Source organism: Corallococcus sp. AB045, from assembly GCF_003668895.1.
In the GTDB taxonomy this organism is placed as follows: Bacteria; Myxococcota; Myxococcia; order Myxococcales; family Myxococcaceae; genus Corallococcus; species Corallococcus coralloides.
In genome coordinates this window covers 1-22,910 of sequence record NZ_RAWN01000056.1, presented here as the reverse complement: position 1 = coordinate 22,910, position 22,910 = coordinate 1, and the positions used below count along the sequence as shown (strand labels likewise).

Here is a 22,910-nt window from a genome sequence, read left to right as displayed (position 1 = left end):
ACCCTGCTCCCCTTCCGTGTCCGCGGCCCAGGCACGGAAGGGGCGACGACCGAAGCTAGAGCTTCAGCCGCTTGAACACGGGCTCCGGGATGCTGCGGATGATGAGCATGATGAGCGCCCAGAAGCCGGGCACGTAGACCTCGTTCTTGCGCCCGTCCGCGGCCTTCAGCAGGCCACGCGCCACCTGCTCCGGCGACGCGAAGAGCTTGTTCTTCGGCACGTGGGCCGTCATCGGCGTGTCCACGAAGCCGGGCTTCACCGTCACCACCGCCACGCCGGACTTCGCCAGGCGGTTGCGCAGGCCCTGGAGGAACACGGTCAGCGCGCCCTTGGACGCGCCGTACACGTAGTTGCTCTGCCGGCCCCGGTCTCCCGCCACCGACGAAATCACCACCAGCGTGCCGGCCTTCTGCGCCTCGAAGCGGTTGGCCAGCTCCGTCAGCAGCGACGCGGCGGAGAGGAAGTTCGTGCGCAGCACCACCTCCGCCGCCGCCCACGAGCGCTGGCTCTCCGCCTGGTCTCCCAGCACGCCATGCGCCAGCACGGCCCCATCCAGTCCGCCCAGGGCCTGCCACGCGCGCTCCACGAGGCTCGCGTGCGCTTCGCAGTCGTTCAAATCCAGCGCGCGGAACTCCACCTTCTGCGCGCCGCGCGTGGACGCGTCCCGGGCCACCGCCTCCAGGTTCGCGGCGTTGCGGCCCACCAGGTACAGCGACGCCCCGCGCGCGGCGAGCAGCCGCACCGTGGCCTGGGCAATGGCGCTCGTGGCGCCGAGGACGATGACTTTCTTCATGGGAGGGCGGCCTGACGGTCTTCCTGCGCGGGCAGGGGCAGCGGCACCGGGTTCACCCGGCGCCAGAAGGAGGACGAGAACGCGGGGTCGATGTACGCGGAGAACTGCTCACGCTTGGGGAAGTACGCCGCGAAGCTCTCCGGACTCATGCGCGCGTCCTTGGCCGGGTACACCGCCCCGCCCGCCTCGCGCGTCACGCGGTCCAGCGACTCCACCAGCCGCCACGTCTTCTCCCCCTGGTTGGCGAAGTCCAGGGCCAGCGTGTAGCCGGGGCGCGGGAAGGACAGCCACCCGGGCGAAGGCAGGTCGCCGAACGTCTTGAGCACGGACAGGAAGCTGGGCAGCCCACCCCGGGCGCTGCGCTCCAGCAGCTCCTTCAGCGCGTCGCGCGCGGTGGCGTGGGGCACCACGCACTGGAACTGGAGGAAGCCCCGGCGGCCGTAGATGCGGTTCCAGCCGTACACGCTGTCGAGCGGGTAGAAGAACGGATCGTAGTGCACGAGCCGGGGCGACGGCTTCATCCGCTCCCGGTGGTAGTACAGGAAGTTGAAGGCGGACACCGACAGCCGGTTGAGGCAGAAGCCCGGCAGGTCGATGGGCACCGCGAGCCCGCTGCCATGCGACAGGTGGCTCTTCGCCAGGGGCAGCCGCTCGAACTGCGTGGGCGCGAAGTTGCCCCGGTAGAACAGGCCGCGCCCCAGCTTGCGCCCGCGCGCCAGGCAGTCCACCCACGACATGGTGAAGTCGTGGTCGGCCTCGGACTCCGCGGACACGCGCATGAAGCCGTCCAGGTTCTCGAACGGGACGGTCTCCTGCACCACGAAGGGATTGCGGATGGGCGCAAGCTGCACCTCCGCCCAGGTGACGAGCCCCGTGAGCCCCAGGCCGCCAATCGTCGCGCCGAACCAGTCCGGGTTCTCGTCGGGCGCGCACATCCGGCGGCTGCCGTCCGAGCGCACCAGCTCGAACCTGCGCACGTGCCGGCCGAACGTCCCGGCCCGGTGGTGGTTCTTGCCGTGCACGTCGTTGGCGATGGCGCCGCCCACCGTGACGAACTTCGTGCCCGGCGTCACCGGCAGGAACCAGCCGCGCGGCACGGCCAGCCGCAAGAGCGTGTCCAATGACACACCCGATTCGCAGCGCACCACGCCCGTCGTCGGGTCGAAGTCGATGAGCCGGTCCAGGCCCGCGGTGAGCAGCACCGTGCCCCCGCCGTTGAGACACGAATCGCCGTAGCTGCGGCCCAGGCCATGCGGCAGCACGGGCCCATCCACCTGGGGCAGCGCGTCCGAGCGCCACGTCAGCGCGCGCGTCCGCTGCTCCACTCGGGGGAAGCGGCCCCAGGAATCCGACGTGCTCATCGCCATGCTCCCGTCACGTCGCCACCCACAGCACCAGCGCGGCGACCGCGCCCACGACGTAGCTGACGCGGTCCCTCAGCGCGAAGACGAGCGGGTCCTCGTTCACGAGCCCCCGGTGCGCCAGCAGCCAGATGCGCCCCACCCAGTACAGCATCACCGGGCACAGCAGCCACAGCCGCTCCGGGTGGGCATACAGCGCCGTCACCTCCTTGCTGGTGATGTAGAGGGCCAGCACCAGCACCGACACCTGGCCGGACGCCGCGCCCAGGCTCGCGAGCTGCTCTTGGTCCTGCGCCAGGTAGCCGCGCCCGTGGGCGGACGTCTCGTTGGACTGGCGCAGCCGCCGCACCTCGCTCAGCCGCTTGAGCAGGGCCAGCGACAGGAAGAGGAAGGTGCTGAACATGAGCAGCCAGCTCGACGTGGGCACGCCCACCGCCAGCGCGCCGCCGAAGATGCGCACCGTGTAGAGGCCCGCCAGCACCAGCACGTCCAGCATCACCACCTGCTTGAGGCGCAGCGAATACGCGAGCGTGAGCACGAAGTACGCGGCCAGCAGCCCAAAGAACGACAGGGGCAGCGTCGCCAGCGCCAGCGCCGCGGCGGCCACCAGCAGCAGCGGCGCCAGCACGACGCCCGCGCGCACCGGCAGGGCCCCGGACGCGAAGGGCCGCAGTGACTTGGACGGGTGCCGCCGGTCCGACGCCAGGTCCAGCAGGTCGTTGATGATGTACACGCTGGAGGCGCAGAGGCTGAAGGCGAGGAACGCCAGCACCGCGCGCGGCGCCATGCCGCCCTGGGTGGCCTTGTGCGCCGCCAGCACCGGCACGAAGACGAGCGCGTTCTTCGCCCACTGGTGCACCCGCAGCGCCTTCACCCAGGGGCGCAGCCCGCCAGGAGGGGCCTCGAAGACACGGTGCACGGGGCGGCCCAGGCCCTGGACCTGGCGCAACACGCCCGCCGGAGCATGCACCACGATGATCTGCCGGCACTCGCGCCACAGGTGCAGGTCCACCGCGTCGTTGCCCGCGTAGTCGAAGCGGCCCAGCAGCTCGCGCAGCCGCTCCAGCTTCCGCGCGCCGGACAGGTTCACCCCGCCTTCGCTGGCGACCACCGTGTGGAAGAGGCCCAGGTGGGCGGCCACCGCGTCGGCGATGCTCCGGTCCGCGGCCGTGGCGAGGACGAGCCGCCGCCCCCGGGCGTGCTCCTCGCGCAGGAAGGCCAGCACGTCCGCGTTGTAAGGCAGCGAGGTGACGTCCAGCGGAGCCCGGCGGGCCACCTCCGCCTTGAAGAAGGCCTTGCCCCGGAGCACCCACAACGGCACCAGCAGCAGCAGCCACGGCGCGTGCTTGAGGAGCACGAGCAGGTTCTCGTGCAGCGTGTCCGTGCGCACCAGCGTCCCGTCCAGGTCGACCGCGAGCGGGACGTCGAGGGCGTCATCGGAAATGGGAGCTTGAGGCTGCATGAAGGGGGCCCGCAGGGTAGCCCAAGGGCCCGGGGCGTCCACCGTTCCGTGCCCCCACGAAGGCCGAAGCCCCTCCAGGCGACGGTCCTCCTGGCCGCCGTCCGGACGGGAGGGGGTCCCGTCCGTGCCTCAGAGCGACTTCAGGAAGGCGAGCAGCGCGGACCGGTCCTCCCGGGGCAGCCGCACGTAGCGAGCCTGCGCGGGGGCCGCCTCCCCTCCGTGCCAGAGGACGGCCTCCTCCAGGGAGCGGGCCCGGCCGTCGTGCAGGAAGCGGGTGTGCCGGTTGACGGCCTCCACCAGTCCAATGCCCCACAGCGGCGGCGTGCGCCACTCGCTGCCCGTGGCCAGCCCGTCCGGGCGCCCGTCCGCCAGTCCCTCGCCCAGGTCGTGCAGCAGCAGGTCCGTGTAGGGGTAGATGACCTGCCGGGACACCTCGTCGAAGCCCTCCACCGGCCCCGTCTCCTGGGGCGTGTCCACGTGGCACGCCGCGCAGCCGATGGCGCGGAAGACGGCATGGCCCCGCTGGACCTCCGGCGCCTCCCAGTCGCGCCGCTTGGGCACGGCGATGAGGCGCATGTAGATCATCAGCAGGTCCATGTCGTCCTGGGACACCTCCGGTTCACCCGGGGTGTCCCGGCCCTGCTCCTGGCGGTAGAGCGTCGTGGTGACGCCCATGTCCGCGACGAGCGCATGCGCCACCTGCTGGCGCAGCGTGGGCTGATTGGCCTTCCACCCGAAGCGGCCCAGGCGCGTCTCGCCCGTCTCCACGTCGAGCACCCGGTTGACCCGGCCGGAGATGCCGTCCTGGTCGCGGTCCTCGGGGTCGGCGCGGGCCACGATGTCGGCCTCTGGCAGCGCCTCCAGCAGGCCCAGTCCGAAGTTCACGGGTGACACGCGGGCGGAGAACATGGCGCCGTCGCCCAGGGGGCCGTGCACCAGCCCCTGGAACTGGTAGCGCGGGCGCACCAGCGAGTACGGCTCACCGGTGGCGAAGGTGCCGCGCGTCTCCTCGAAGTCGACGCGGACGTGGCCCTCGGCGACCTGGCCCTCCACGGCGTGCGCGTCCAGCTGCATGCCGTACAGCGGGTGGGGACTGGCGCCGTCGGGCGCGCTCAGCTGGAACGCCAGCGAGACGGGCGCCTCCGTGGGGCTCGCGGGCGGCTGGCCCCGGCCGTCCTTCACGTGGCAGGTCATGCAGCCGGTGGCGCTGAAGAAGGGCCCCGCCACGGCGGGACGCAGGCGCGAGTCGCTCCAGTCGCGATCGAAGACGCCCTTGCCCGCGTAGAAGTCCGGCCAGCGCGAGCGCGGCATGTTCATGGGCGCGCGCCCGAAGGCATTGCGGCCGGTGTCCGTCACCGTGGTGGCACCGCCTGCCTGCTCCACGTGAGGCAGGACGACGGGGGGAAGCGCGCCCAGCACCAGGGGTTCGGGGCGGCGGACGACGGTGGCCCACGCGGCGCCGATGAGCAGCGCTCCGGCGGAGATGCCAGCGAGAGACCAGGGCACACGCATCGTCACGACTCCTCGATGGGAAGACACAGGCGGACAGACACCACCGGGCGGGAACGAGGCGCCCCCACCCGGTGGAGGAACAGCTTACTTCTCCTGGCCGAAGGACTCGCCCGTGACGAGGAAGTCCGTGGCGCTGGCGTTCACGTCGATGCCGGAGAAGTGGCGGTACGGGTAGGCACCGTCGCCAATCTCCTCGATGAACTCCACCGTGTCGCCGACGATGGCCTTGCCGTCCGCCCCCCTGAGGGAGAACGTCGTGCCCGGCGAGTTCAGGCGCCAGCCGCAGGCACCGTCGAAGCCGGAGTCCTGGGCGTAGACGGAGCGGTAGGAGAAGAAGTGCCAGTGCATGTTCCACCAGTTCACGAAGGACCACCAGTCGTAGAACGTGATGGAGAAGGACGCAGGCTGCTGCGTGGTGTTCACGAGCCGGCCGTCGCGGTACACGTTCATCCGGTAGTTGCCCGCGGGCGAACCGGTGAAGCCCGGCGTCACGGACACCTGGCGGTCGGCGCTGGAGGTGATGCTCAGCGTGCTGACGACCTGATCGCCGTCACGCGCGGACAAGGCGACGCTGCCCTTCTGGCTGCCCACGCGAATCTGGGCTTCCTGGGACCAGTTGATGGCGGCATTGAACGTGCTGGAGACGCCGTCCGTCTTCGCGTCCTTCAGCCCGTTGACCTGCACGCCCTTCTCGGAAGCGGCCAGGGACGCGTTGCCCTTGGCGCAGGTGGTGATGCCATCGAACCGCTGCACGCAATCCGCCTTGGCGGAGAGCGTCGCGGACTGCGAACCTTCGGGAGACTGCGTCGGCTCACCCTGGCAACCAGCCACCAGGCTCAGGAACGCAGCCGCCAGGAGGCGACTCGTCATCTGCAGATGCATGTGTGGGACCTCGACTGTGTGGGGGACACTGTCTGCTTCACTCACAACGGACGGAGACGCGGGCGCCCGGCAGGCGGATGCAGGGGGAGGCACCGGACGCGCGTTCCAGGTCCGTGTGTCTGCACCTGCCGCGCCACATCCCAAGATTTTGGGGCTTTCCTCGGAAGGCCTCGCTGCGGATGACACGGGTGTCGTGGCCGCTGTAGCGGCGCCGGTTACAGGAGCACGGCAGTGTGTGTCCCTCAGTGTCACAGCCACGCGCCCGGTGGCTTGCGCCAGACGCGGCACGGGGCTAGGGAATCGCCCCTCGTATGTCGGCGCTCGCGGAACTGCTCGAAGCCATCCGGGAGGAGTCAGGCCCGGCCACGTGGTCCGCCGGACAGGCCCTGTCTCGTGCGGGGGTCGTGTCGGTGCAGTCCGTGGACGAGGAAGAGGTCGTCCTGCGGGTCCGCATCCCCGGCCGCCCCACCCCGCTCACCACGACCCTCTACCCCGAGGATGAAATCTGGGAGTGCGACTGCCGGGGGAAGGTGGACCCGTGCGAGCACGTCATCGCCGCGGCCATCGTCCTGCGCCAGGCGGAAGGAAGGAAGGCCACGGCGGCGGCCTCTCCTGCCCGTCCGGGCCCTGCCGCCGCCGCGCCGCGCCCCGGCGCCACGCCGAAGACAGAGCGGCTGGTGTACCGCTTCAAGCGCGCGGACGGAGGCCTCCAGTTGGAGCGGCTGGTGGTCCGGCCGGACAACACCGCGCGGCTGCTGGCCCGGAGCCTCGCGTCCGTGCTCCAGAGCCCCGTGGAGGCCGCGCGCATCCACGTGGATCCGTGTGATCTGCTCGCGGACAAGCTGCTCGCGCAGCCCACCCGGGGAGCGCTGCCGCAGAGCAAGCTGGACGCCCTGCTGCACGTGCTGGAGAAGGCGCGCACCGTCCTCTTCGACGGAGCGCTCGTCTCCGTCTCCAACGAGCCGCTCCTCCCGCGAGTCACCGTCGAGGACCGGGGCGAGCAGACCGTGCTCAAGGTGGAGAAGGATCCGCGCATCAACGAGCTGGTGAGCCCCGGCGTCGCGCTGTGCGCGGGAGCGCTCTGCCGGCTGGGAGAACTATCCCTCACCGGCGCGCGGCTGGAGAACCTGCCCCAGGAGCGCGTCTTCGCCCCGGAGCAGCTGGCGGACCTGACGAGCAAGGTGCTGCCGGACTTCGCGAGGCGCATGCCGGTGGACGTGAAGAGCCGGCGGCTGCCGCCCATCGACCGGACGCTCAAGCCGCGCATCTCGCTGGAGTTGGACAAGCTGGACACGGGGCTCTCGGTGCTGCCCACGCTGGTGTACGGCTCACCGCCCACCGCGCGCATCGACAATGGGAAGCTGGTGTACCTCCAGGGCGCCGCGCCGGTGCGCGACGAGCCCACGGAGACGAAGCTCATCCACCAGCTGAGGGACGAGCTGAACATGGCGCCGGGCCGGCGCGTGACGGTCCATGGCAAGGAGGCCGTGCAGCTCGCGGACAAGCTGCGCAAGTGGCGCGGAGGCCTCACGGGGAACGCCGCGGGCGTGGTCAGCCCGGACGTGAAGCTCAGGCCGATGCTCACGCTGGACACGGCCGCCACCGACACGGGTGTGCCGCGAGTGGGCTTCTCGCTCGACTTCCAGGTGGAGGGCCTGGGCCCCGGAGAGAAGCGCACCGTGGACGCGGGAGCGGTGATGCGGGCCTGGGAGGAAGGCCTGGGGCTGGTGCCGCTGGAGGGCGGAGGCTGGGCGCCCCTGCCCACGGGCTGGCTGAAGGCCCACGGCCAGCGAGTGACGGACCTGCTGGCCGCGCGCGAGCGGGACGGCCGGCTCGCGAACCACGCCATCCCCCAGCTCACTGGCCTGTGCGAGGCCTTGGAGCACCCCGCCCCGCCCGTCATGGAGCGGCTCGCGCCCCTGGTGCAGGGCTTCGAGAAGCTCCCCGAGCCCCAGCTTCCGAAGGACCTCACCGCGACGCTGCGCCCGTACCAGTTGCAGGGCGTGAGCTGGCTCACCTTCCTGAGGCAGGCGGGCCTGGGAGGCGTGCTGGCGGACGACATGGGTCTGGGCAAGACGCTGCAGACCATCTGCACGCTGGGCCGGGGAACGCTGGTGGTGGCGCCCACGAGCGTGCTGCCCAACTGGGACGCGGAGGTGAAGCGCTTCCGCCCGTCGCTGAAGGTGTCTGTCTATCACGGCGTGGGGCGCACGTTGGACGAGTCCGCGGACGTGACGCTCACCACGTATGCGCTGTTGCGCCTGGACGCGGCCATCCTCGCGGCGAGGACGTGGGACACGGTGGTGCTGGACGAAGCGCAGGCCATCAAGAACCCGGACAGCCAGGTGGCGCGAGCGGCATACGAGCTGGACGCGGGCTTCCGCATCGCGCTCAGCGGCACGCCCATCGAGAACCGGCTCGAGGAGCTGTGGAGCCTGATGCACTTCACCAACCGGGGCCTGCTGGGCGGGCGCAAGGCGTTCGAGGAGCGCTGGTCCCGGCCGGTGTCGGAGAACCAGAAGGGCGCCGCGGAGGCCCTGCGCGCGCGCATCCGGCCCTTCGTGCTGCGCAGGCTCAAGCGCGACGTGGCGCCCGAACTGCCACCGCGCACGGAGGCCGTGCGGCACGTCACCCTCTCCGAGCAGGAGCGCGCCATCTACGACGCGGTCCACGCCGCGACGCGCGAGGAGGTGGTGTCGCAGCTCGAGGAGGGCGGCAGCGTGCTGAAGGCGTTGGAGGCGCTGCTGAGGTTGAGGCAGGCGGCCTGTCACCCGGCGCTGGTGCCGGGGCAGCAGGCGAGGACGTCCTCCAAGGTGCAGGCGTTGGTGGAGGCGCTCGGCACGGCGGTGGCGGACGGGCACAAGGCGCTGGTCTTCTCGCAGTGGACGTCGATGTTGGACCTCATCGAGCCCGCGCTGAGCGACGCGGACATCGGCTTCATCCGCCTGGACGGAAGCACAGCGAACCGGGGCGCGGTGGCGGCATCCTTCCAGGACGAGAAGGGAGCGCCCGTGATGCTCATCTCGTTGAAGGCGGGAGCGACGGGGCTCAACCTCACGGCGGCGGACCACGTCTTCCTGGTGGATCCGTGGTGGAACCCGTCAGTGGAAGCACAGGCGGCGGACCGGGCGCACCGCATCGGGCAGCAGCGGCCGGTGATGGTGTACCGGATGGTGTCCCAGGGGACGGTGGAGGAGAAGATCCTCCTCTTGCAGGAGAAGAAGCGAGCCCTCTTCGAAGCCGCGCTCGGAGGCGCCTCGGGAGGCGCCGCGCTCACGCGAGCGGACCTCATGCAGCTCTTGGATTGAGTCCATTCCGCGGCGGGGTGGAAGGCGGCAGTCCCCTCCCCCGCCGTGCCTGCGTGGGGCCGGTGACGCTGGACGTCACGAGGAGCATGCGCATCGTCTCGGAGGACAAGTTTCAATCCGAGAGGGAGTCACAGCATGCCAGCATCCATTCCCGAAAAGATGAGGGCCGCGGCGCTCGACCGCTTCGGCGGCCCGGAGGTCCTGGGCATCAAGACCATCTCCGTTCCCACCTGTGGCGACGACGAAGTGCTCCTGCGCGTCGCGGCGGCGGGAATCGGTGCCTGGGATTGGATGGAGCGCGAGGGCCAGATGGCCGAGATGATCCCAGGCGGCCCGAAATTCCCCTACGTGCCCGGAGCCGACGGCGCGGGAGAAATCGCCGCGGTGGGCAAGAACGTGAAGGACCTCAAGGTCGGCGACCAGGTCTACGGCTCCGCGTTCATGAGCAACAAGGGAGGCTTCTACGCGGAGTACGTCGCCGTGAAGGCGGACCAGGCGGCGAAGGTGCCCAAGGGGTTGAAGGTGGAGCAGGCGGCGGGGCTCGCCGCGGACGGACTCACCGGGCTCCTGGGCCTGGAGGAGCACCTCCAGCTCAAGTCAGGGCAGAAGCTGCTCATCTTCGGGGCCAGCGGAGGAATCGGACACATCGCCGTGCAGCTCGCGAAGAGGCTGGGAGCGAAGGTGCTGGCGGTCGCGTCCGGACAGGACGGCGTTGAATTGGCCAAGAGGCTCGGAGCGGACGCAGTCGCGGAAGGCCACCAGGAGGACCTGGAGAAGGTCTGCCGGGAATTCGCGCCAGACGGCTTCGACGCGGCGCTGGTGCTGGCCCGGGGAGACGCCGCCGAGCCCCTGCTCCGCAATGTCCGCAAGGGAGGGCGCATCGCCTACCCGAACGGCGTGGAGCCGGCGCCCAAGGGCCCGGAGGGAGTCGAAACCAAGGCCTACGACGGCATCCCCAATCCGCAAGTGATGAAGCGGCTCAACGAATTGATTGAGGCGGGGCCCTTCCATCTGGAGATTGGCCGGCTCTACGCGTTGGAAGAAGCCGCGAAGGCCCAGCAGGAGGTGCTCAAGCACCACCTGGGCAAGTACGCGATGAAGATCCAATGACGCTCAATGCGGTCCAGTGTCATCCGTGGGGGTGCTGAGCATCCGCACCGCCACGGAGCGGCATTCCGAGCAGACGACCCCGGTGCGCTCCCAGTGCACCTGCGCCTCCAGCTCACCGGGGTCCGCGGAGCCTTCATCCAGCCGTCGGACCAGCGCCGCGAGCGCCTCCGCGGGATTGCCCTCCAGGTCATCCGAAGGGTCGAGCAGGTCCTGCTCCCCTTCCAACACCAGACTGAAGCGGTAGTACACGGCGTGCGCGGCGATGACGCGTCCGCACGTCGCACAGGTCTTGGGGCGTGGGCCGGTCATGGTGACAAGGATAGCGGCGAAGAACCCTGACCGCTTGAATGAAAGCCAGACACCTGACGCGAATTCACTTGCACGAGCCGGGGATCGGACCCGGTGAGGTTACCCGTCATCCTTGCCTCCACGTCCACTGCCCACCAAACCAGTGCTGCACGGCCGCGTGCCCGAGCAGCGTCGTGGGCAGAACCTCCCCTTCCCTTTGAACAGGGGCCTCGACAGCTGGGAGGGCCTACGGAACCCCAGCAGTGCATCGTCGCGGAGGGCGTCACCCGGAGTCGGACACGCCGTTTCGGACGCTGTTCCCTCGGTGGACAATGACCTGGTCCCCGGGTGCGAAGCCCTCCGCCACCTGTGCCCGAAGTCCATTGCATTGCCCCAGCTTCACCGAGCGCAACTAGACTCAAACTGCGTCCGCAGGGGCAATAGGCAGTGCCTCCCGCGATCCCTGAGAGTGCCCTTCGTCCCAAGGGACTGGGAACGCCGGAGGCTGCCTCATGAGGAGAGCTTCAACTTCGCTGGTGCTGTCGCTCGGGCTGGCGCTGCTGCTGGGCTGCTCCGCATCCTCGTCCGACACCGGCTCGGCGCGGTTTGTCGTCGCCGTGCCTCAGGCCCTCTCCTCGGATATCTCGCGCGTCTCCGTCACCTCGAGCGGCCCGGACATCCCCTCCGTGACCGTGGACCTGGCCCCTACGGATGGCGCCTGGGGCGGCACAATCGGCAACATTCTCGCCGGCCCTGACCGCTCCTTCCTCGCCCAGTCCTTCGACGCCTCGGGCACCCTGCGCTTCGAGGGCTCCGTCACCGGCGTCACCATTTCCGCGAGCCAGACGACCCTGGTCGCCATCACCCTCCAGCAGGTCAATCGTCCGCCTCCGTTCGACAATGAGGCGCCAGTCATTGACTCCCTGGTGACGTCTGCCACCTCGGTGCCCATGGGCCGCCCCCTCCTGCTGGCAGCCACGGCGCACGATCCCAATCCTGGCGACACGCTCTCCTACGCGTGGAGCGCCACCGCGGGCGCCTTCTCCTCTCCCGCCGCGACCACCACCTACTGGATAGCGCCTGAATCTCCCGGCATTCAAACCCTCACTTTCACCTCGACGGACTCTCGCGGTCTGTCCTCGAGCATCCTCCTCGCCGTCAACGTGACCCCGAGCGGAGCAGAGGGAGATGCGAGGTTGTCCATCTCCTTCAACAGTTCTCCCCGGGTGACCTCACTCAGTGCCACCCCCACGCAGCTCGTGGTGGGGCAACCGACCTCCGTCTCCGTCGGCGCTTCCGATCCTGATGGAGAGAGCCTCTCCTACTCCTGGAGCGCGACCTGCGCCGGCTCCTGGGCCAACGCCTCTTCCAGCTCCGCCCAGTTCACGCCCTCGCTGCTGCCCGCGGGCGCGTGCAACAACTGCCACCTGACGGTCTCGGTCTCAGATGGGCGCGGCGGACTGACCACCGGCACTGTCGCGCTGTGTGTCCGCAACACGCCCCCCGTCAACCACCTTCCTCCCGTCATCGTTCGCTCCTACCGCTCCTCGGACACCGCCACCGCGGGCCAGGTTCTCACCTATGAGGTGGCTGCCAGCGATCCAGAGGGCTCTGCCCTCTCCTTCGCCTGGAGCACCAACACCGGCTCGCTGGGCTCGCCGGACACCAGCACCTCTCACAGCCGCATCACCTGGACAGCCCCCTCCTGCGTCAGTGCCAACACCCCTCCGACCATCGCCGTCACCGTCACCAATGCGTTCAACCTCACGGCCACGCGATCTTTTTCAGTGACGGGACTGCCAGCCTGCACCCCCTCGGGGGGATGGGCCGCGACGGGTTCCATGGCCGAGCCTCGATGGCGCCACACGGCGACGCTGCTGCCTGACAGCAGGGTTCTCGTCGCGGGGGGCGACAACTCGAGCGGCCTCTCCACGACGGTGGAGGTGTATGACCCGGCCTCGGGCACCTGGAGCGTGACCGGCTCCATGACCCAGCCTCGGGAGTTCCACACGGCGACGCTGCTGCCCAGTGGCAAGGTGCTCGTCGCGGGAGGACACGAGAACGGCGAGCTTGCGATGGCGGAGGTCTATGACCCTGCCTCGGGTGCCTGGAGCGCGACCGGTTCCATGGCCCAGCCCCGCTCGAACCACACGGCGACGCTGCTGCCCAACGGCAAGGTGCTCGTCACGGGGGGATTCAGCGTCAGCAGCACCCTCGCGACGGCGGAGGTGTATGACCCGGCCTCAGGTACCTGGAGCGCGACCGGCTCCATGGCCCAGCCTCGCGGCGCGCACACAGCCACGCTGCTGCCCAATGGCAAGGTTCTCGTTGCTGGAGGACAGAACTCCACCAGTAGCGAGCTCGCGACGGCGGAGGTGTACGACCCGGACTCGGGCACCTGGAGCACGACCCACTCCATGGCCGACCCCCGCACCCAACATGCGGCGACACTACTGCCCAACGGTAAGCTCCTCGTCCTGGGAGGAATCTCCTTCGCCAGTCGCCTCGCGACGGCGGAGGAGTATGACCCGGCTTCGGGCACGTGGAGCGCTGCTGGCTCCATGGCGTCACCTCGCAATCTGCCCACGGCAACGCTGCTGACCCGCGGTGAGGTCCTCGTCACAGGCGGAGAAAACCTCGGCGCGAGCCTCGCACTTGCTGAGATGTATGACCCGACCTCGGGCGCCTGGAGTTCGGCTGGCTGCATGGCCGAGTCTCGCGTTTTTCACACGGCGACGCTGCTGATCAACGGCAAGGTTCTTGTCGCGGGGGGAACTGGGATAGACGGCGAGCTCGCGACGGCGAAGGTGTACGACCCGACCTTGAGCGCCGGGCTCCCTCCCGTGATCACCCGCTCCTCGCAATCCTCGGACACGGCTACAGCAGGCCAGGAGATCACCTGCGAGGTGGTTGCCAGCGATCCAGAGGGCTCTGCCCTCTGCTTCTCCTGGGAGGCCAACACCGGCTCGCTGGGCCCCCCCACCAACGGAGCTTCCAACAGCCACGTCACCTGGACAGCTCCCACCTGTGTCAATGCCGGCACCTCCCCGACCATCACCGCCACCGTCACCAACGCCTTCAACCTCGCGGTCGCGCGGAGTTTTTCGGTGACGGGGCTGCCAGTCTGCCCATTCTCAGGAGAATGGACCTCGACGGACTCCATGGCCGAGCCTCGCCAGTCGCACACGGCGACGCTGCTGCCCAGCGGCAGGGTGCTCGTCGCAGGAGGAGCCAACTTGCTCGGGAGCCCCGCGACGGCGGAGGTCTATGACCCGGCCTCGGGTGCCTGGAGCGCGACCGGCGCCCTGGCGCAGTCCCGCTGGAGCCACACGGCGACGCGGCTGCCCGATGGCAAGGTCCTTGTCGCAGGAGGATTTGGCGGTAGCTTCTCCCTCGCGACGGCGGAGGTCTATGACCCGGCCTCGGGGACCTGGATCGCGACCGGCTCCATGGCACAGCCCCGCTGGCTCCACACGGCGACGCTGCTGCCCAATGGCAAGGTGCTCGTCACGGGGGGAGTCAGCGTCACCAGCACCCTCGCGGCCGCGGAGGTGTATGACCCTGCTTTGGGCACCTGGAGCGCGACCGGCTCCATGGCCCAGCCTCGCGGGGCGCACACAGCCACGCTGCTGCCCAATGGCAAGGTTCTCGTCGCGGGTGGAGGCGGCCCTAGCGGTTCCCCCGCGACGACAGAGATATACGACCCTGCCTCAGGTACTTGGAGCGGAACGGGCTCCCTGGCCCAACCTCGCTCCCAACACACAGCGACGCTGCTGCCCGCCGGCACGGTGCTCGTTGCGGGAGGCGACGGAGGTAATGGTCCCCTTGCGACTGCGGAGGTGTACGACCCGGCTTCGGGAGCGTGGAGCGCGACCAACTCCATGATCCAGTCCCGGGTGTTTCACACTGCCACGTTGCTGCCCAATGGCCTCCTCCTCGTTGCAGGGGGTACGGCGGGTAGCGCCTACCTTGCGACAGCGGAGGTGTATGACCCCATCACAGGCACCTGGAATACTGCCGACTCGATGGCTCAACCTCGCTATGCCCACACGGCGACGCTGCTACCCAACGGCACGGTGCTCGTCACGGGAGGGCTCAATTTCGGCACCCCTCTCCCGACAGCGGAGGTATTCAGCCCTGCCTCGGGCAATGTTGGGTTCCTGCGCCAGGATGTCCCCGTCAGCAGGACAGGGAGACGGCTCACGAACATCATGCGCTGAATGAGTTGATCACGACGAGAGAACGCGAATCCCCCGGTCATCACCGCCGCCGTCACCAACGCCCGCCACCTGACATCCGTCCAAAGCTTCATACTGAGGGAGGGGCCGGTCTGCTCGTCCTCCGGAACCCGGAGCCGGATCAGCCCCATGACCGAATCATCTGGCGCGGGGTGGAGGGATTGCCAAAGGGCGGACACGAGCGGGCGGTCGAATTGCTTGCATCCGTGGATGCCCTCAAGCCCCACCAGCACCTGCGGGGCCGCTTCGTGTTCCGCCAGGAGGGTGGCCGACCTCTCACCAAAGGCAAGATGGCGGCACCGCTGAGCCATGCTCTCCGAGCGGCAGGCGTCATCCGTGAAGTGGGGCAAATCGGCTGGCACGACCTGCGCCACAGCTACGGAAGTCATCTCGCCATGCGCGGCGTACCGCTGAAGGTCATTGAGGAGCTGATGGGCCATTCCACGATCGAGATGACGACGCGCGATGCCTACCTGAGCCCTGACACGCGGAGGGCGGCGGTCAGCGTCCTTGACCAGCCCCTTGCGCCAGCGTGCGACACAGGCGGAGGCAGCCACTAAATCACCTGTAACGACTGACCGAAGAAGTGCACGAGCCGGGGATCGAACCCGGACGACTCTTACGAGTCAGCGGATTTTAAGTCCGCTGCGTCTGCCAGTTCCGCCACTCGTGCGTCGTCCTGTTGGCACCTCCAGCTCCGTGCCCCGCCGTGTCCGGTCATGGAACCTACCAGATGCGAGAGGCGCCACGCAGCAAGAGCGGTTCCAGGATAGCGGAAAAACCGCGCCTGTTCACAGCGCGGCGGAGGCGCGTCCCAGGCCCTCGGCCACGGAGGTGAAGGCATCGCGGGTGCGCACGCGGCCCTCCCCGAAGCGTTCAATGTAGAGCCGACGCACGGCGGGGATCTGCGAGGAGCCGCCCGTGAGGAAGACCGCGTCCACCTCTCCGGCGCCCGCGCAGCGCTCCAGCAGGCCCTCGGTCACCTGGCGCAGTTCCTGAAGCAGCGGCTCGCTGGCAGCCTCGAAATCGGCCCGGGTGATGCGCTCGCGCAGGTGGATGCGCGCCTCGTCGAACTCCAGCACCGTCTCGTCCTCGGACGACAGCCGCACCTTGGCGGCCTCGATGGCCCGGAAGAGGCGGTAGCCCAGGTTCTCCATGACGAGGTCATACAGCGCCTTCGCCTCGTCGGGCTTGTCACTGGAGACGAGCATCAACTCCAGCAGCTCCTGGGTGGCCTTCTTGCGGATGAAGGACATTTCATGCCAGGAGAGCAGCTTGGCCATGACGTGCTGGGGCACGGGCAGCCGCTTGTCGCTCACGCCTCGCACCCGGTAGGTCGAGCCCGCGCCAAAACGCGGCAGCAGCGAGTGGCGCATGATCTCCGCGTCGAAGCGGTCACCGCCGATGCGCACACCGGTGGAACCAATCACATCCATCTTGCGGTCCGGCTGGCCTCGTCGCGAGGGCCCCAGCCGCATCAGCGTGAGGTCCGTGGTGCCGGCGCCGAAGTCGGCCACCAGCACCAGCTCGTCCTGGGTGAGCTGGGCTTCGTAGGAGAGCGCGGCGGCGATGGGCTCGATCAGGAACTGGACGTGGGTGAAGCCCGCGAGCTCCGCGGCCCGGCGCAGGCGCTGCTCGGCGAGCGCATCCGCCTCGGGGTCCGAGGAGAAGAGCGCGGGGCGGCCGAGCACGACACGCTCGGGAGCCCCGCCCATGTGGGGCGCCGCGGCTTCGCGCACCCGGCGCAACAACAGCGCCGCCAGCTCCTCGATGAGCCAGGTGCGCTCGTGAATCTGCGTGGCGCGGAAGGAGCTGCTGTGAAGGAAAGACTTCACGGACTGGATGAAGCGGCCCGCGGGGTCGTCCAGGTAGCGCGAGATGGCGGGGGCCCCCGTGTACGCGTCGCGCTCGTCCTCGGGAAAGAAGATGACGGAGCGGTAGAGGCGCGGGTCGCTGTAACCGGTAGAAACGGGCAGCACCCTTCCGTCAGGAAGGGCGAGGGCCGAATTGCTGGTTCCGAAGTCGAGTCCACAGACAGGCATAGGGCTCTTCCTCTACGTGCAAATCGCGGAGATGGATAGCGCCGAGTGCCAGTCCAACCCAGGCTCCAGTGCAGCCCCCGGCCCTCCCCCGGACGCTCAGAGAACGGCGAGAATCTCGATCTCGACATCGGGCTCGGAACAGCTGTCGCCCGGCACCTCCATGCGGGCGCCCGCCTTGCGTCCGATGAGCATCGAACCCGAGCCCAGCCCGCCCCGGTTGAAGACAATCTCGGTGCCGGAATAAGCGAAGGGCTTGTCCGTCTCCGAAGGAGGCGTGATCCACCGCCACTCCACGGCGTTCTCCCGCTCGTCCATGAAGCGCACCTGGACCAACGCACCCACGTCGATGGGCTCATCCGCCTGGAAGAGCCGCAGCCGCGAATTCCTCGCGGCCTCCAGCCCCAGGAGGAGCGTCTTGCGCCGCGCCTCCATGCCCTTCTCCAGAAAGGGACGGTTGTTCTCGCTCATCGTGGCCAGCAGGCTGTCGCGCTCGGCTTCGAGCCCCTCGAGCAGCGACTGGAATCGCTCGCCCCGCATCCCATGAATCTGGGTCTTGTCCTCGGAGGTCAATCTCTTCGCACTCATTTCAGGCACCCCATGTCTTGTATCGAGATGATTCCGCGTGTCCTCATCACCGCCGCGCCCCAGACACCTCACGCGACGGGCGGACGGCCTCCGTGAGCGGCAACTTCCAACCAGGAATGACGCTCGTCGCGCTCGTGGTGTCGAGGTGGCTCGCGATCTGGTAGAGGCGCCGCGCGTCCGGCAAGGGGACACTGAAGCGGTCGCGCAGGTAATACGGCGGGATGGCCTGATAGTGCAGCCGCGCGCGCACCCGCGCGTGGTGGGAGATGGCGGAGAGAGGCACGCGGTAGCTCACGACGTCACAGCCACAGGCGGCGGAGCCATCGGCGGGGTAGTCGGGATCGCCGTCGACCCCGTGCGGCGCGAGCCCCTCTGGCAGCTTGCCATTCTCCAGCAAGGGCTCGAAGGTGGACTTCCAGCCCGTTGGCAACAGCCGGTTGTCCTTGAGCGGTTGGTAGAGCCCCAGGAAGCTCGTGGTCAGCTTGCCGTTGGAATCCGCGATGCGCTCCTCGTAGATTTGCACCTCGTCCTCGCGGGTGATGACCTGGTGGTGGGGCTCGGGCGCGAGGGTGTCCAGCTCACTCGCGAGCACCTCGCCGTCATGTCCGATGATGGCGCCAGCGCCGTTGGTCCGGCCCGAGGCCCACAGCGTCCCGCCGCTGTCATCCTCGATGGAGACCTCGAGGAAGGCGCGGCGGAAGGCCACGCCCGAGGGCAGCTTGTGCCCAGCCTTGTTGGTGACCTTGACGGTGAAGTCGAGGTGGTCTCCGTTCACCGTGGGCACGCCGATCTCGACGGCCGCCGAGGCATCGGCGAAGGCGCGTCCGCTCAAGAGCGCGGTCTTCATCTGCAGGCGCGTCGGCTCGCCATGCTGGTTGGACATGTAATCGTAGTCGGCGAGGCCGAACACACGCGGGGCCTGCGCGAACATGCTGAGCGCGAACAGGTTGATGCCGTTGAGCTGGTGGCGCGAATAGGGCGTGCGCTCCACGAGCTCCACTCCCATGTGCACGTCAGGTGCTCCCGGGATGCTCGCCGTCGGGAAGTCGGTGTCCTCGATGCTCGCGATCTTCTTCTTGAGCGGACTGCCGGCGAAGCTCTTCGGCATATGGCAGTCCTGGCAGCGTTGCGGCGTCGCGCCAGCGTGCCCCTCGTCCTTGACGAACGCGTCGTTCACCCGATAGCTGCTGTTGCGCCACTCGAGGAACGTCGCCTGCTCGAAGAAGAAGCGCTCGTTGGTGCAGGAGCCGACCTTGCGCACGGGCAGCTTCACCACATGGCACGAGCCACAGAGCGCGGAGCTCTTCACCACCTGGCTCCGATCGCCCTCCCCCGACGGCGTCTTGCCTAGCGCGCGCTTCATCGGATCGGCACGTACATCATCGGAGAACGGCCCCTGCACGTCATCCGCTGCGGTCGGCGTCCAGTTGCCCGTGTAGCTGGCGGGCGTCCCCAGGTCCTTGCCACTCATCTGATGGCACACCGAGCAGGAGACACCGTCGCGCGCGAGTGCGCCGTATTTGCCGTCGGGGGCATCGGCGAGCGCGGAAACCATGGCGTGGTCGAACTTGCGTGAAGGCGCGTCCAGGCGCAGCTGCCGCTGACCAGCGGCGCCGTGACAGCTATAGCAGAGGTCGGTGATGTCGTCGGCGCAGTCCTCCCGGTGGTGGGCCTCCCACTCGCGCTGGGCACGGAAGATGGGATCGCGTCCCGCCAGGCCCATCATCGAAACCGACCATTCGCCGTAGGACGAGACATCGGCATAGCGGGGTGTGCCCTCGGCCAGCTCGCCGTCGCGCGCCAGCAACGAGCCGGCACCCGCCAACCCCTGCGCGATGTGGCCGACTCCCGAGTGGCAACTCCAGCATTGATCCGAGGTGAGGAAGGTGTCCGGCTGCTGCTGGGGGGCCTTGGCGAAGACATGATCGAAGAAGCGCGGGATGTCCTCGGACGGCGCGCTCTCGTCGGCCGGAAGGCCGTATTGCGCGACGAATTCCGGATTGGCGCCGCCGAGTGCCAGGGGAATCGTGTCACGATCCGGATGAGGCGCGATGTAGGTGCTGGCAGGCTGGTTCTTGTAATCGTCGTAGTGGTTGTCGGGATTCTGGGCATCCGCCTCGCGCCAGACGCGGCGATAGTCATAGATCGTCTGGGTGCGCGCACGCGTGCCGCCGGTGCTCGCCGGCAGGTGCGTGGTCTGCGCGAAGGTGAAGTCACGCTGCGATGCGTGGCAGCGCAGGCAGACCTGATAGCCGAAGCCGTTGAAGGGACGGCAGTTGTCGAGGCGAAGCGTCTCCGACGAAGTCCACGCCATCGGAGGTCTGCTGCACGCGACCACCCCGTGGCGCACTTCATCCTGGGCGATGTCGCTCCAGAACCAGCCATCGCGCGAGTCCTGGGGCCGGCGGATCATCGGCTGCCAGGCCACCAGCTTGAACACGCCGCCCTCCTCCTTGGCCTCGCCAATCGGCCGGAAGGTCTCCTTGATGATGATCGCCTGCTCGGGAACCTCTTTCTCTGGACGGCCTCGCTGGAGCCAGGCGCTCACCTCGGGGGAGTACCAGACACGCACCCAGCCGTGCGAACTCCCCTGGGTGGGTGTGCCCGTGAGGTGGACACCGTCCTCCCCACTCCAGCCGGGCAACTTGTAACACTGCCGCTCGAGGAAGGCCCGGAGCCGGTTGTTGAGCCCGGCCTCAAGCGGCAGATGCGGCGCCTCGAAGCTTGCGGGAGGCTGAGATGCGGTGATGGTCGCCGCGTCCTCGAACAGCGCCGCATGCAAGCGGCGACACTCCTCGGCGGTGCCGGGAATGTAGCCAGGCTCGTGGTCTGAAGGCACGGGGTCGGAGGAAGGGCTCGGGCTGCGGCAGCCAATGAGCAGCAGCACCAGAAAGACCAACTTCCCTGAGTGGATCGTCATCCCATCAACACTAGCGCACTTCGAGGCGCGAGCGGGTGGATTGGACAGACACAGCCTGAGGGGGCGCGGCCTGCACGGGTGCAGCAGCCGGGGAGATGAGTCCATTCCAACCTGGCCGCCTCCTCATTTCACCCTAACGGCAATATCCACAACAATAGAATCAACGTTTGACGCTCCGCTTCCAAGCCACCCGTCACCCTGGCGAGCCTTGGGCACCCCCACGCCTGGCTATTGACACGGTTCGCTTACCATGTTCAAAAACGGACATGGCAGAAAGTCCAGTCAAAATCGATAGATCGGTCGAAACTGGCGCCCCCAACGGACATGCCTTTGAGAACACTCTCAAGGCCCTGGTGCGGGACAGGAAGCTCTCCTCGGAGGTCCTGAGTGCGCTCTTGGAGGGATTGCGCAGTCGACCTGAGCGGGCGCAGCAAGCCCCACTGCCCTGCGAGATCGCGGTCGCGGGTATTGGCTGTCGACTGCCCCCCGATATCGACACACCCGCTCGCCTCTGGGAGGCCCTGCGCACGGGTCACTGCGGTATCCGGGAGACTCCTCAAAGCCGCTGGGACGTGGAAGCCTACTACGATCCCAATCCTGACCAGCCCGCAAAGACGTACACGAAGTACGGCGGGTACCTTGACCGCATCGACGAATTCGACCCCGCGTTCTTCGGCATCTCGGCCCGTGAGGCGGCCGACATGGACCCGCAGCACCGGCTGCTGTTGGAGGTCGTCTGGGAAGCAATCGAGGACGCGGGCCTTCCCATTGAGCGGCTGAGGCAGCTCAAGACCGGTGTCTTCATCGGGATGAGCACGGACGACTATTACCAGCTCACCGTGGACGACCGCCGGCTCGATCTGCTGACCGCCTACACGAGCCTGGGAACCAGTCGCAGCGTCAGCGCGGGCCGCATCTCCTATCTCCTGGGCTTCAATGGCCCGGCACTGCAGGTTGACACGTCCTGTTCGTCCTCACTGGTGGCGCTCCACCTGGCCGCGCAGAGCCTGCGCACGGGCGAGAGCGACATCGCCATCGTGGCGGGCGTCAACCTCATCCTCTCCCCCCTCAATCCCATCCTTCGCAGCCGCATCAGCGCGCTGTCGCCCACGGGCGTCTGCCGGGCCTTCGATGACTCCGCCGACGGCTTCGTCCAGGGAGAGGGAGTCGCCGCGGTCGTGCTCCGGCGGCTGCCGGAGGCCAAGGCTCATCAGGGCCGCGTCCGCGCCCTCCTGCGCGCCTCCGCCAGCAACCACAACGGTGGCGGCAATGGTCTCACGGCCCCCAATGGCAAGGCGCAGCATCAGCTCCTCAGCGACACCCTGAAGGCGGCGCGGCTCGGCCCGAACGATATCGACTACCTGGAGGCACACGGCACTGGCACCCGCCTGGGCGACCCGATCGAGGTCGAGGCCATCGCCACCACCTATGCCGGCCGCACCACCCCGCTGTTCGTCGGCTCGGTGAAGACCAACTTCGGCCACCTGGAAGCCGCCGCGGGCCTCTTGGCCTTCATCAAGACGGCGCTGGCCGTGGAGCATGGCGAGATCGCGCCTCAGCTCAACTTCTCCACGCCCAACCGGGAGATCGACTGGGAGCATGTTCCGATCCAGGTCGCGGATCGTCTCCTTCCCTGGCCGAGCACGGGGCGGCCCCGGCGCGCCGCGGTGAGTTCCTTCGGCATCAGCGGCAGCAACGCCCACTGCATCCTGGAGCAGGCCCCCGCGGAGCCGGAAGAGGACGCTGCCCCCGCGGAAGACGAGCCGGTGTGCATCGCGCTGTCGGCCAAGAACGACGCGGCGCTCAAGGAACTGGCCCAGCGCCACGCCTCGGCCCTCGCCTCCGGCTCCGCTTGCCCTCGCGACTGGGCCTACAGCACCTGCACCGGCCGCGCCCTCTTCCGCGAGCGCGGCGCCGTCGTGGGCCGCACCTCCCAGCAGCTCGCCCAGGGCCTGCTCGACCTCGCCTCCGGCCGCCTCTCCTCCTGCGTCCTGCGCGGCAGCGCCCCCTCCTCCGGCCGCCCACGCCTCGCCTTCGCCTTGAGTGGCCAGGGCGCCCAGTACGCCGGCATGGGCCGCGCCCTCTACCAGCGCTTCGCCTCCTTCCGCTCCGCCTTCGACGAGCTGGCCGCCCTTCACCGCGACTCCACCGCGGGCCAGTCCCTCACCTCCCTCGTCTTCGACTCCCCTGACGCCGCCCTGCGCGACACGGGCCTGGCCCAGCCCTCCCTCTTCGCCTTCCAGTACGCCCTGAGCCGCCTCTGGCTCAGCCTCGGCGTCTCGCCCTCCGCCCTCATCGGCCACTCCATTGGCGAGTACCTCGCAGCCCACCTCGCCGGCGTCCTCTCCCTTCACGACGCCTACCTCCTGGTGCTCGCCCGCTCCCGCGCCATGGCCTCGCTGCCTCCCG

13 protein-coding genes, 1 tRNA gene and 1 pseudogene are annotated in these 22,910 nt (G+C 68.8%); 5 read left to right on the top strand and 10 right to left on the bottom strand.

Translation table 11 applies throughout. From position 1 onward, the window contains the following. Window positions 1-55 precede the first annotated feature (55 nt). The 5 genes from D7Y21_RS15905 to D7Y21_RS15885 all read right to left on the bottom strand — a co-directional run bounded on the left by D7Y21_RS15905 (window position 56) and on the right by D7Y21_RS15885 (window position 5,998). The gene (locus D7Y21_RS15905) at window positions 56-793 is read right to left on the bottom strand and encodes an SDR family oxidoreductase (RefSeq protein WP_120564167.1); all 738 of its coding nucleotides are present in this window, start codon (window positions 791-793) and stop codon (window positions 56-58) included. Further along, window positions 790-2,154, bottom strand: a complete 1,365-nt coding sequence (locus D7Y21_RS15900; protein ID WP_120564166.1) for an FAD-binding oxidoreductase — start codon at window positions 2,152-2,154, stop codon at window positions 790-792. Before D7Y21_RS15900 ends, D7Y21_RS15905 begins: the two co-directional genes overlap by 4 nt. Window positions 2,155-2,167: 13 nt before the next feature. After that, entirely contained in the window at window positions 2,168-3,616 is a 1,449-nt protein-coding gene (locus D7Y21_RS15895) for a UbiA family prenyltransferase (RefSeq protein ID WP_120564165.1), read from the bottom strand. A gap of 129 nt (window positions 3,617-3,745) precedes the next feature. After that, on the bottom strand, window positions 3,746-5,128 hold the full coding sequence (locus D7Y21_RS15890; RefSeq protein ID WP_121714153.1) for a di-heme oxidoredictase family protein: 1,383 nt from the start codon (window positions 5,126-5,128) through the stop codon (window positions 3,746-3,748). 84 nt (window positions 5,129-5,212) lie between these two features. Next, window positions 5,213-5,998, bottom strand: a complete 786-nt coding sequence (locus D7Y21_RS15885; RefSeq protein WP_233612118.1) for a hypothetical protein — start codon at window positions 5,996-5,998, stop codon at window positions 5,213-5,215. Window positions 5,999-6,321: 323 nt separating this feature from the next. On the opposite strand from D7Y21_RS15885, the gene D7Y21_RS15880 reads away from it, so the two are divergent. Further along, a complete protein-coding gene (locus tag D7Y21_RS15880; protein WP_121714149.1) occupies window positions 6,322-9,318 on the top strand; it encodes a DEAD/DEAH box helicase in 2,997 nt (998 codons plus the stop codon). 135 nt (window positions 9,319-9,453) lie between these two features. Continuing rightward, complete coding sequence (locus D7Y21_RS15875) at window positions 9,454-10,428, top strand: NADP-dependent oxidoreductase (RefSeq protein WP_199724383.1); 975 nt, start codon at window positions 9,454-9,456, stop codon at window positions 10,426-10,428. Between the two features lie 3 nt (window positions 10,429-10,431). Here the strand turns inward: D7Y21_RS15875 and D7Y21_RS15870 are convergent, their stop codons facing one another. Continuing rightward, the gene (locus D7Y21_RS15870) at window positions 10,432-10,737 is read right to left on the bottom strand and encodes a hypothetical protein (RefSeq protein ID WP_120564160.1); all 306 of its coding nucleotides are present in this window, start codon (window positions 10,735-10,737) and stop codon (window positions 10,432-10,434) included. A gap of 491 nt (window positions 10,738-11,228) precedes the next feature. On the opposite strand from D7Y21_RS15870, the gene D7Y21_RS43640 reads away from it, so the two are divergent. Together D7Y21_RS43640 and D7Y21_RS42705 are read left to right on the top strand one after the other, a co-directional pair. Next, complete coding sequence (locus tag D7Y21_RS43640) at window positions 11,229-14,936, top strand: kelch repeat-containing protein (RefSeq protein ID WP_370038698.1); 3,708 nt, start codon at window positions 11,229-11,231, stop codon at window positions 14,934-14,936. A 152-nt stretch (window positions 14,937-15,088) separates the two neighbouring features. Then, window positions 15,089-15,514 (top strand): annotated as a pseudogene (locus tag D7Y21_RS42705) (tyrosine-type recombinase/integrase); the annotation flags it as partial. Window positions 15,515-15,541: 27 nt separating this feature from the next. Here the strand turns inward: D7Y21_RS42705 and D7Y21_RS15855 are convergent. The 4 genes from D7Y21_RS15855 to D7Y21_RS15840 all read right to left on the bottom strand — a co-directional run bounded on the left by D7Y21_RS15855 (window position 15,542) and on the right by D7Y21_RS15840 (window position 20,501). After that, window positions 15,542-15,627 (bottom strand) — tRNA-Leu (locus tag D7Y21_RS15855). 118 nt (window positions 15,628-15,745) lie between these two features. Continuing rightward, entirely contained in the window at window positions 15,746-16,996 is a 1,251-nt protein-coding gene (locus tag D7Y21_RS15850) for an Hsp70 family protein (RefSeq protein WP_120564158.1), read from the bottom strand. Window positions 16,997-17,092: 96 nt separating this feature from the next. Beyond that, window positions 17,093-17,581, bottom strand: coding sequence for a hypothetical protein (locus D7Y21_RS15845; protein ID WP_147443228.1), 489 nt, complete (start codon window positions 17,579-17,581; stop codon window positions 17,093-17,095). A gap of 46 nt (window positions 17,582-17,627) precedes the next feature. Continuing rightward, window positions 17,628-20,501, bottom strand: coding sequence for a hypothetical protein (locus D7Y21_RS15840; RefSeq protein WP_121714145.1), 2,874 nt, complete (start codon window positions 20,499-20,501; stop codon window positions 17,628-17,630). Between the two features lie 266 nt (window positions 20,502-20,767). On the opposite strand from D7Y21_RS15840, the gene D7Y21_RS15835 reads away from it, so the two are divergent. Next, window positions 20,768-22,910: type I polyketide synthase (locus D7Y21_RS15835; protein WP_147469295.1), on the top strand; the 2,143-nt coding region annotated here is incomplete at its 3' end.

Coding starts and splice junctions, on each gene's coding strand:
- D7Y21_RS15905 (WP_120564167.1), bottom strand. CDS start 793: ATGAAGAAAGTCATCGTCCTCGGCGCCACGAGCGCCATTGCCCAGGCC.
- D7Y21_RS15900 (WP_120564166.1), bottom strand. CDS start 2,154: ATGAGCACGTCGGATTCCTGGGGCCGCTTCCCCCGAGTGGAGCAGCGG.
- D7Y21_RS15895 (WP_120564165.1), bottom strand. CDS start 3,616: ATGCAGCCTCAAGCTCCCATTTCCGATGACGCCCTCGACGTCCCGCTC.
- D7Y21_RS15890 (WP_121714153.1), bottom strand. CDS start 5,128: ATGCGTGTGCCCTGGTCTCTCGCTGGCATCTCCGCCGGAGCGCTGCTC.
- D7Y21_RS15885 (WP_233612118.1), bottom strand. CDS start 5,998: ATGACGAGTCGCCTCCTGGCGGCTGCGTTCCTGAGCCTGGTGGCTGGT.
- D7Y21_RS15880 (WP_121714149.1), top strand. CDS start 6,322: ATGTCGGCGCTCGCGGAACTGCTCGAAGCCATCCGGGAGGAGTCAGGC.
- D7Y21_RS15875 (WP_199724383.1), top strand. CDS start 9,454: ATGCCAGCATCCATTCCCGAAAAGATGAGGGCCGCGGCGCTCGACCGC.
- D7Y21_RS15870 (WP_120564160.1), bottom strand. CDS start 10,737: ATGACCGGCCCACGCCCCAAGACCTGTGCGACGTGCGGACGCGTCATC.
- D7Y21_RS43640 (WP_370038698.1), top strand. CDS start 11,229: ATGAGGAGAGCTTCAACTTCGCTGGTGCTGTCGCTCGGGCTGGCGCTG.
- D7Y21_RS15850 (WP_120564158.1), bottom strand. CDS start 16,996: ATGCCTGTCTGTGGACTCGACTTCGGAACCAGCAATTCGGCCCTCGCC.
- D7Y21_RS15845 (WP_147443228.1), bottom strand. CDS start 17,581: ATGAGTGCGAAGAGATTGACCTCCGAGGACAAGACCCAGATTCATGGG.
- D7Y21_RS15840 (WP_121714145.1), bottom strand. CDS start 20,501: ATGACGATCCACTCAGGGAAGTTGGTCTTTCTGGTGCTGCTGCTCATT.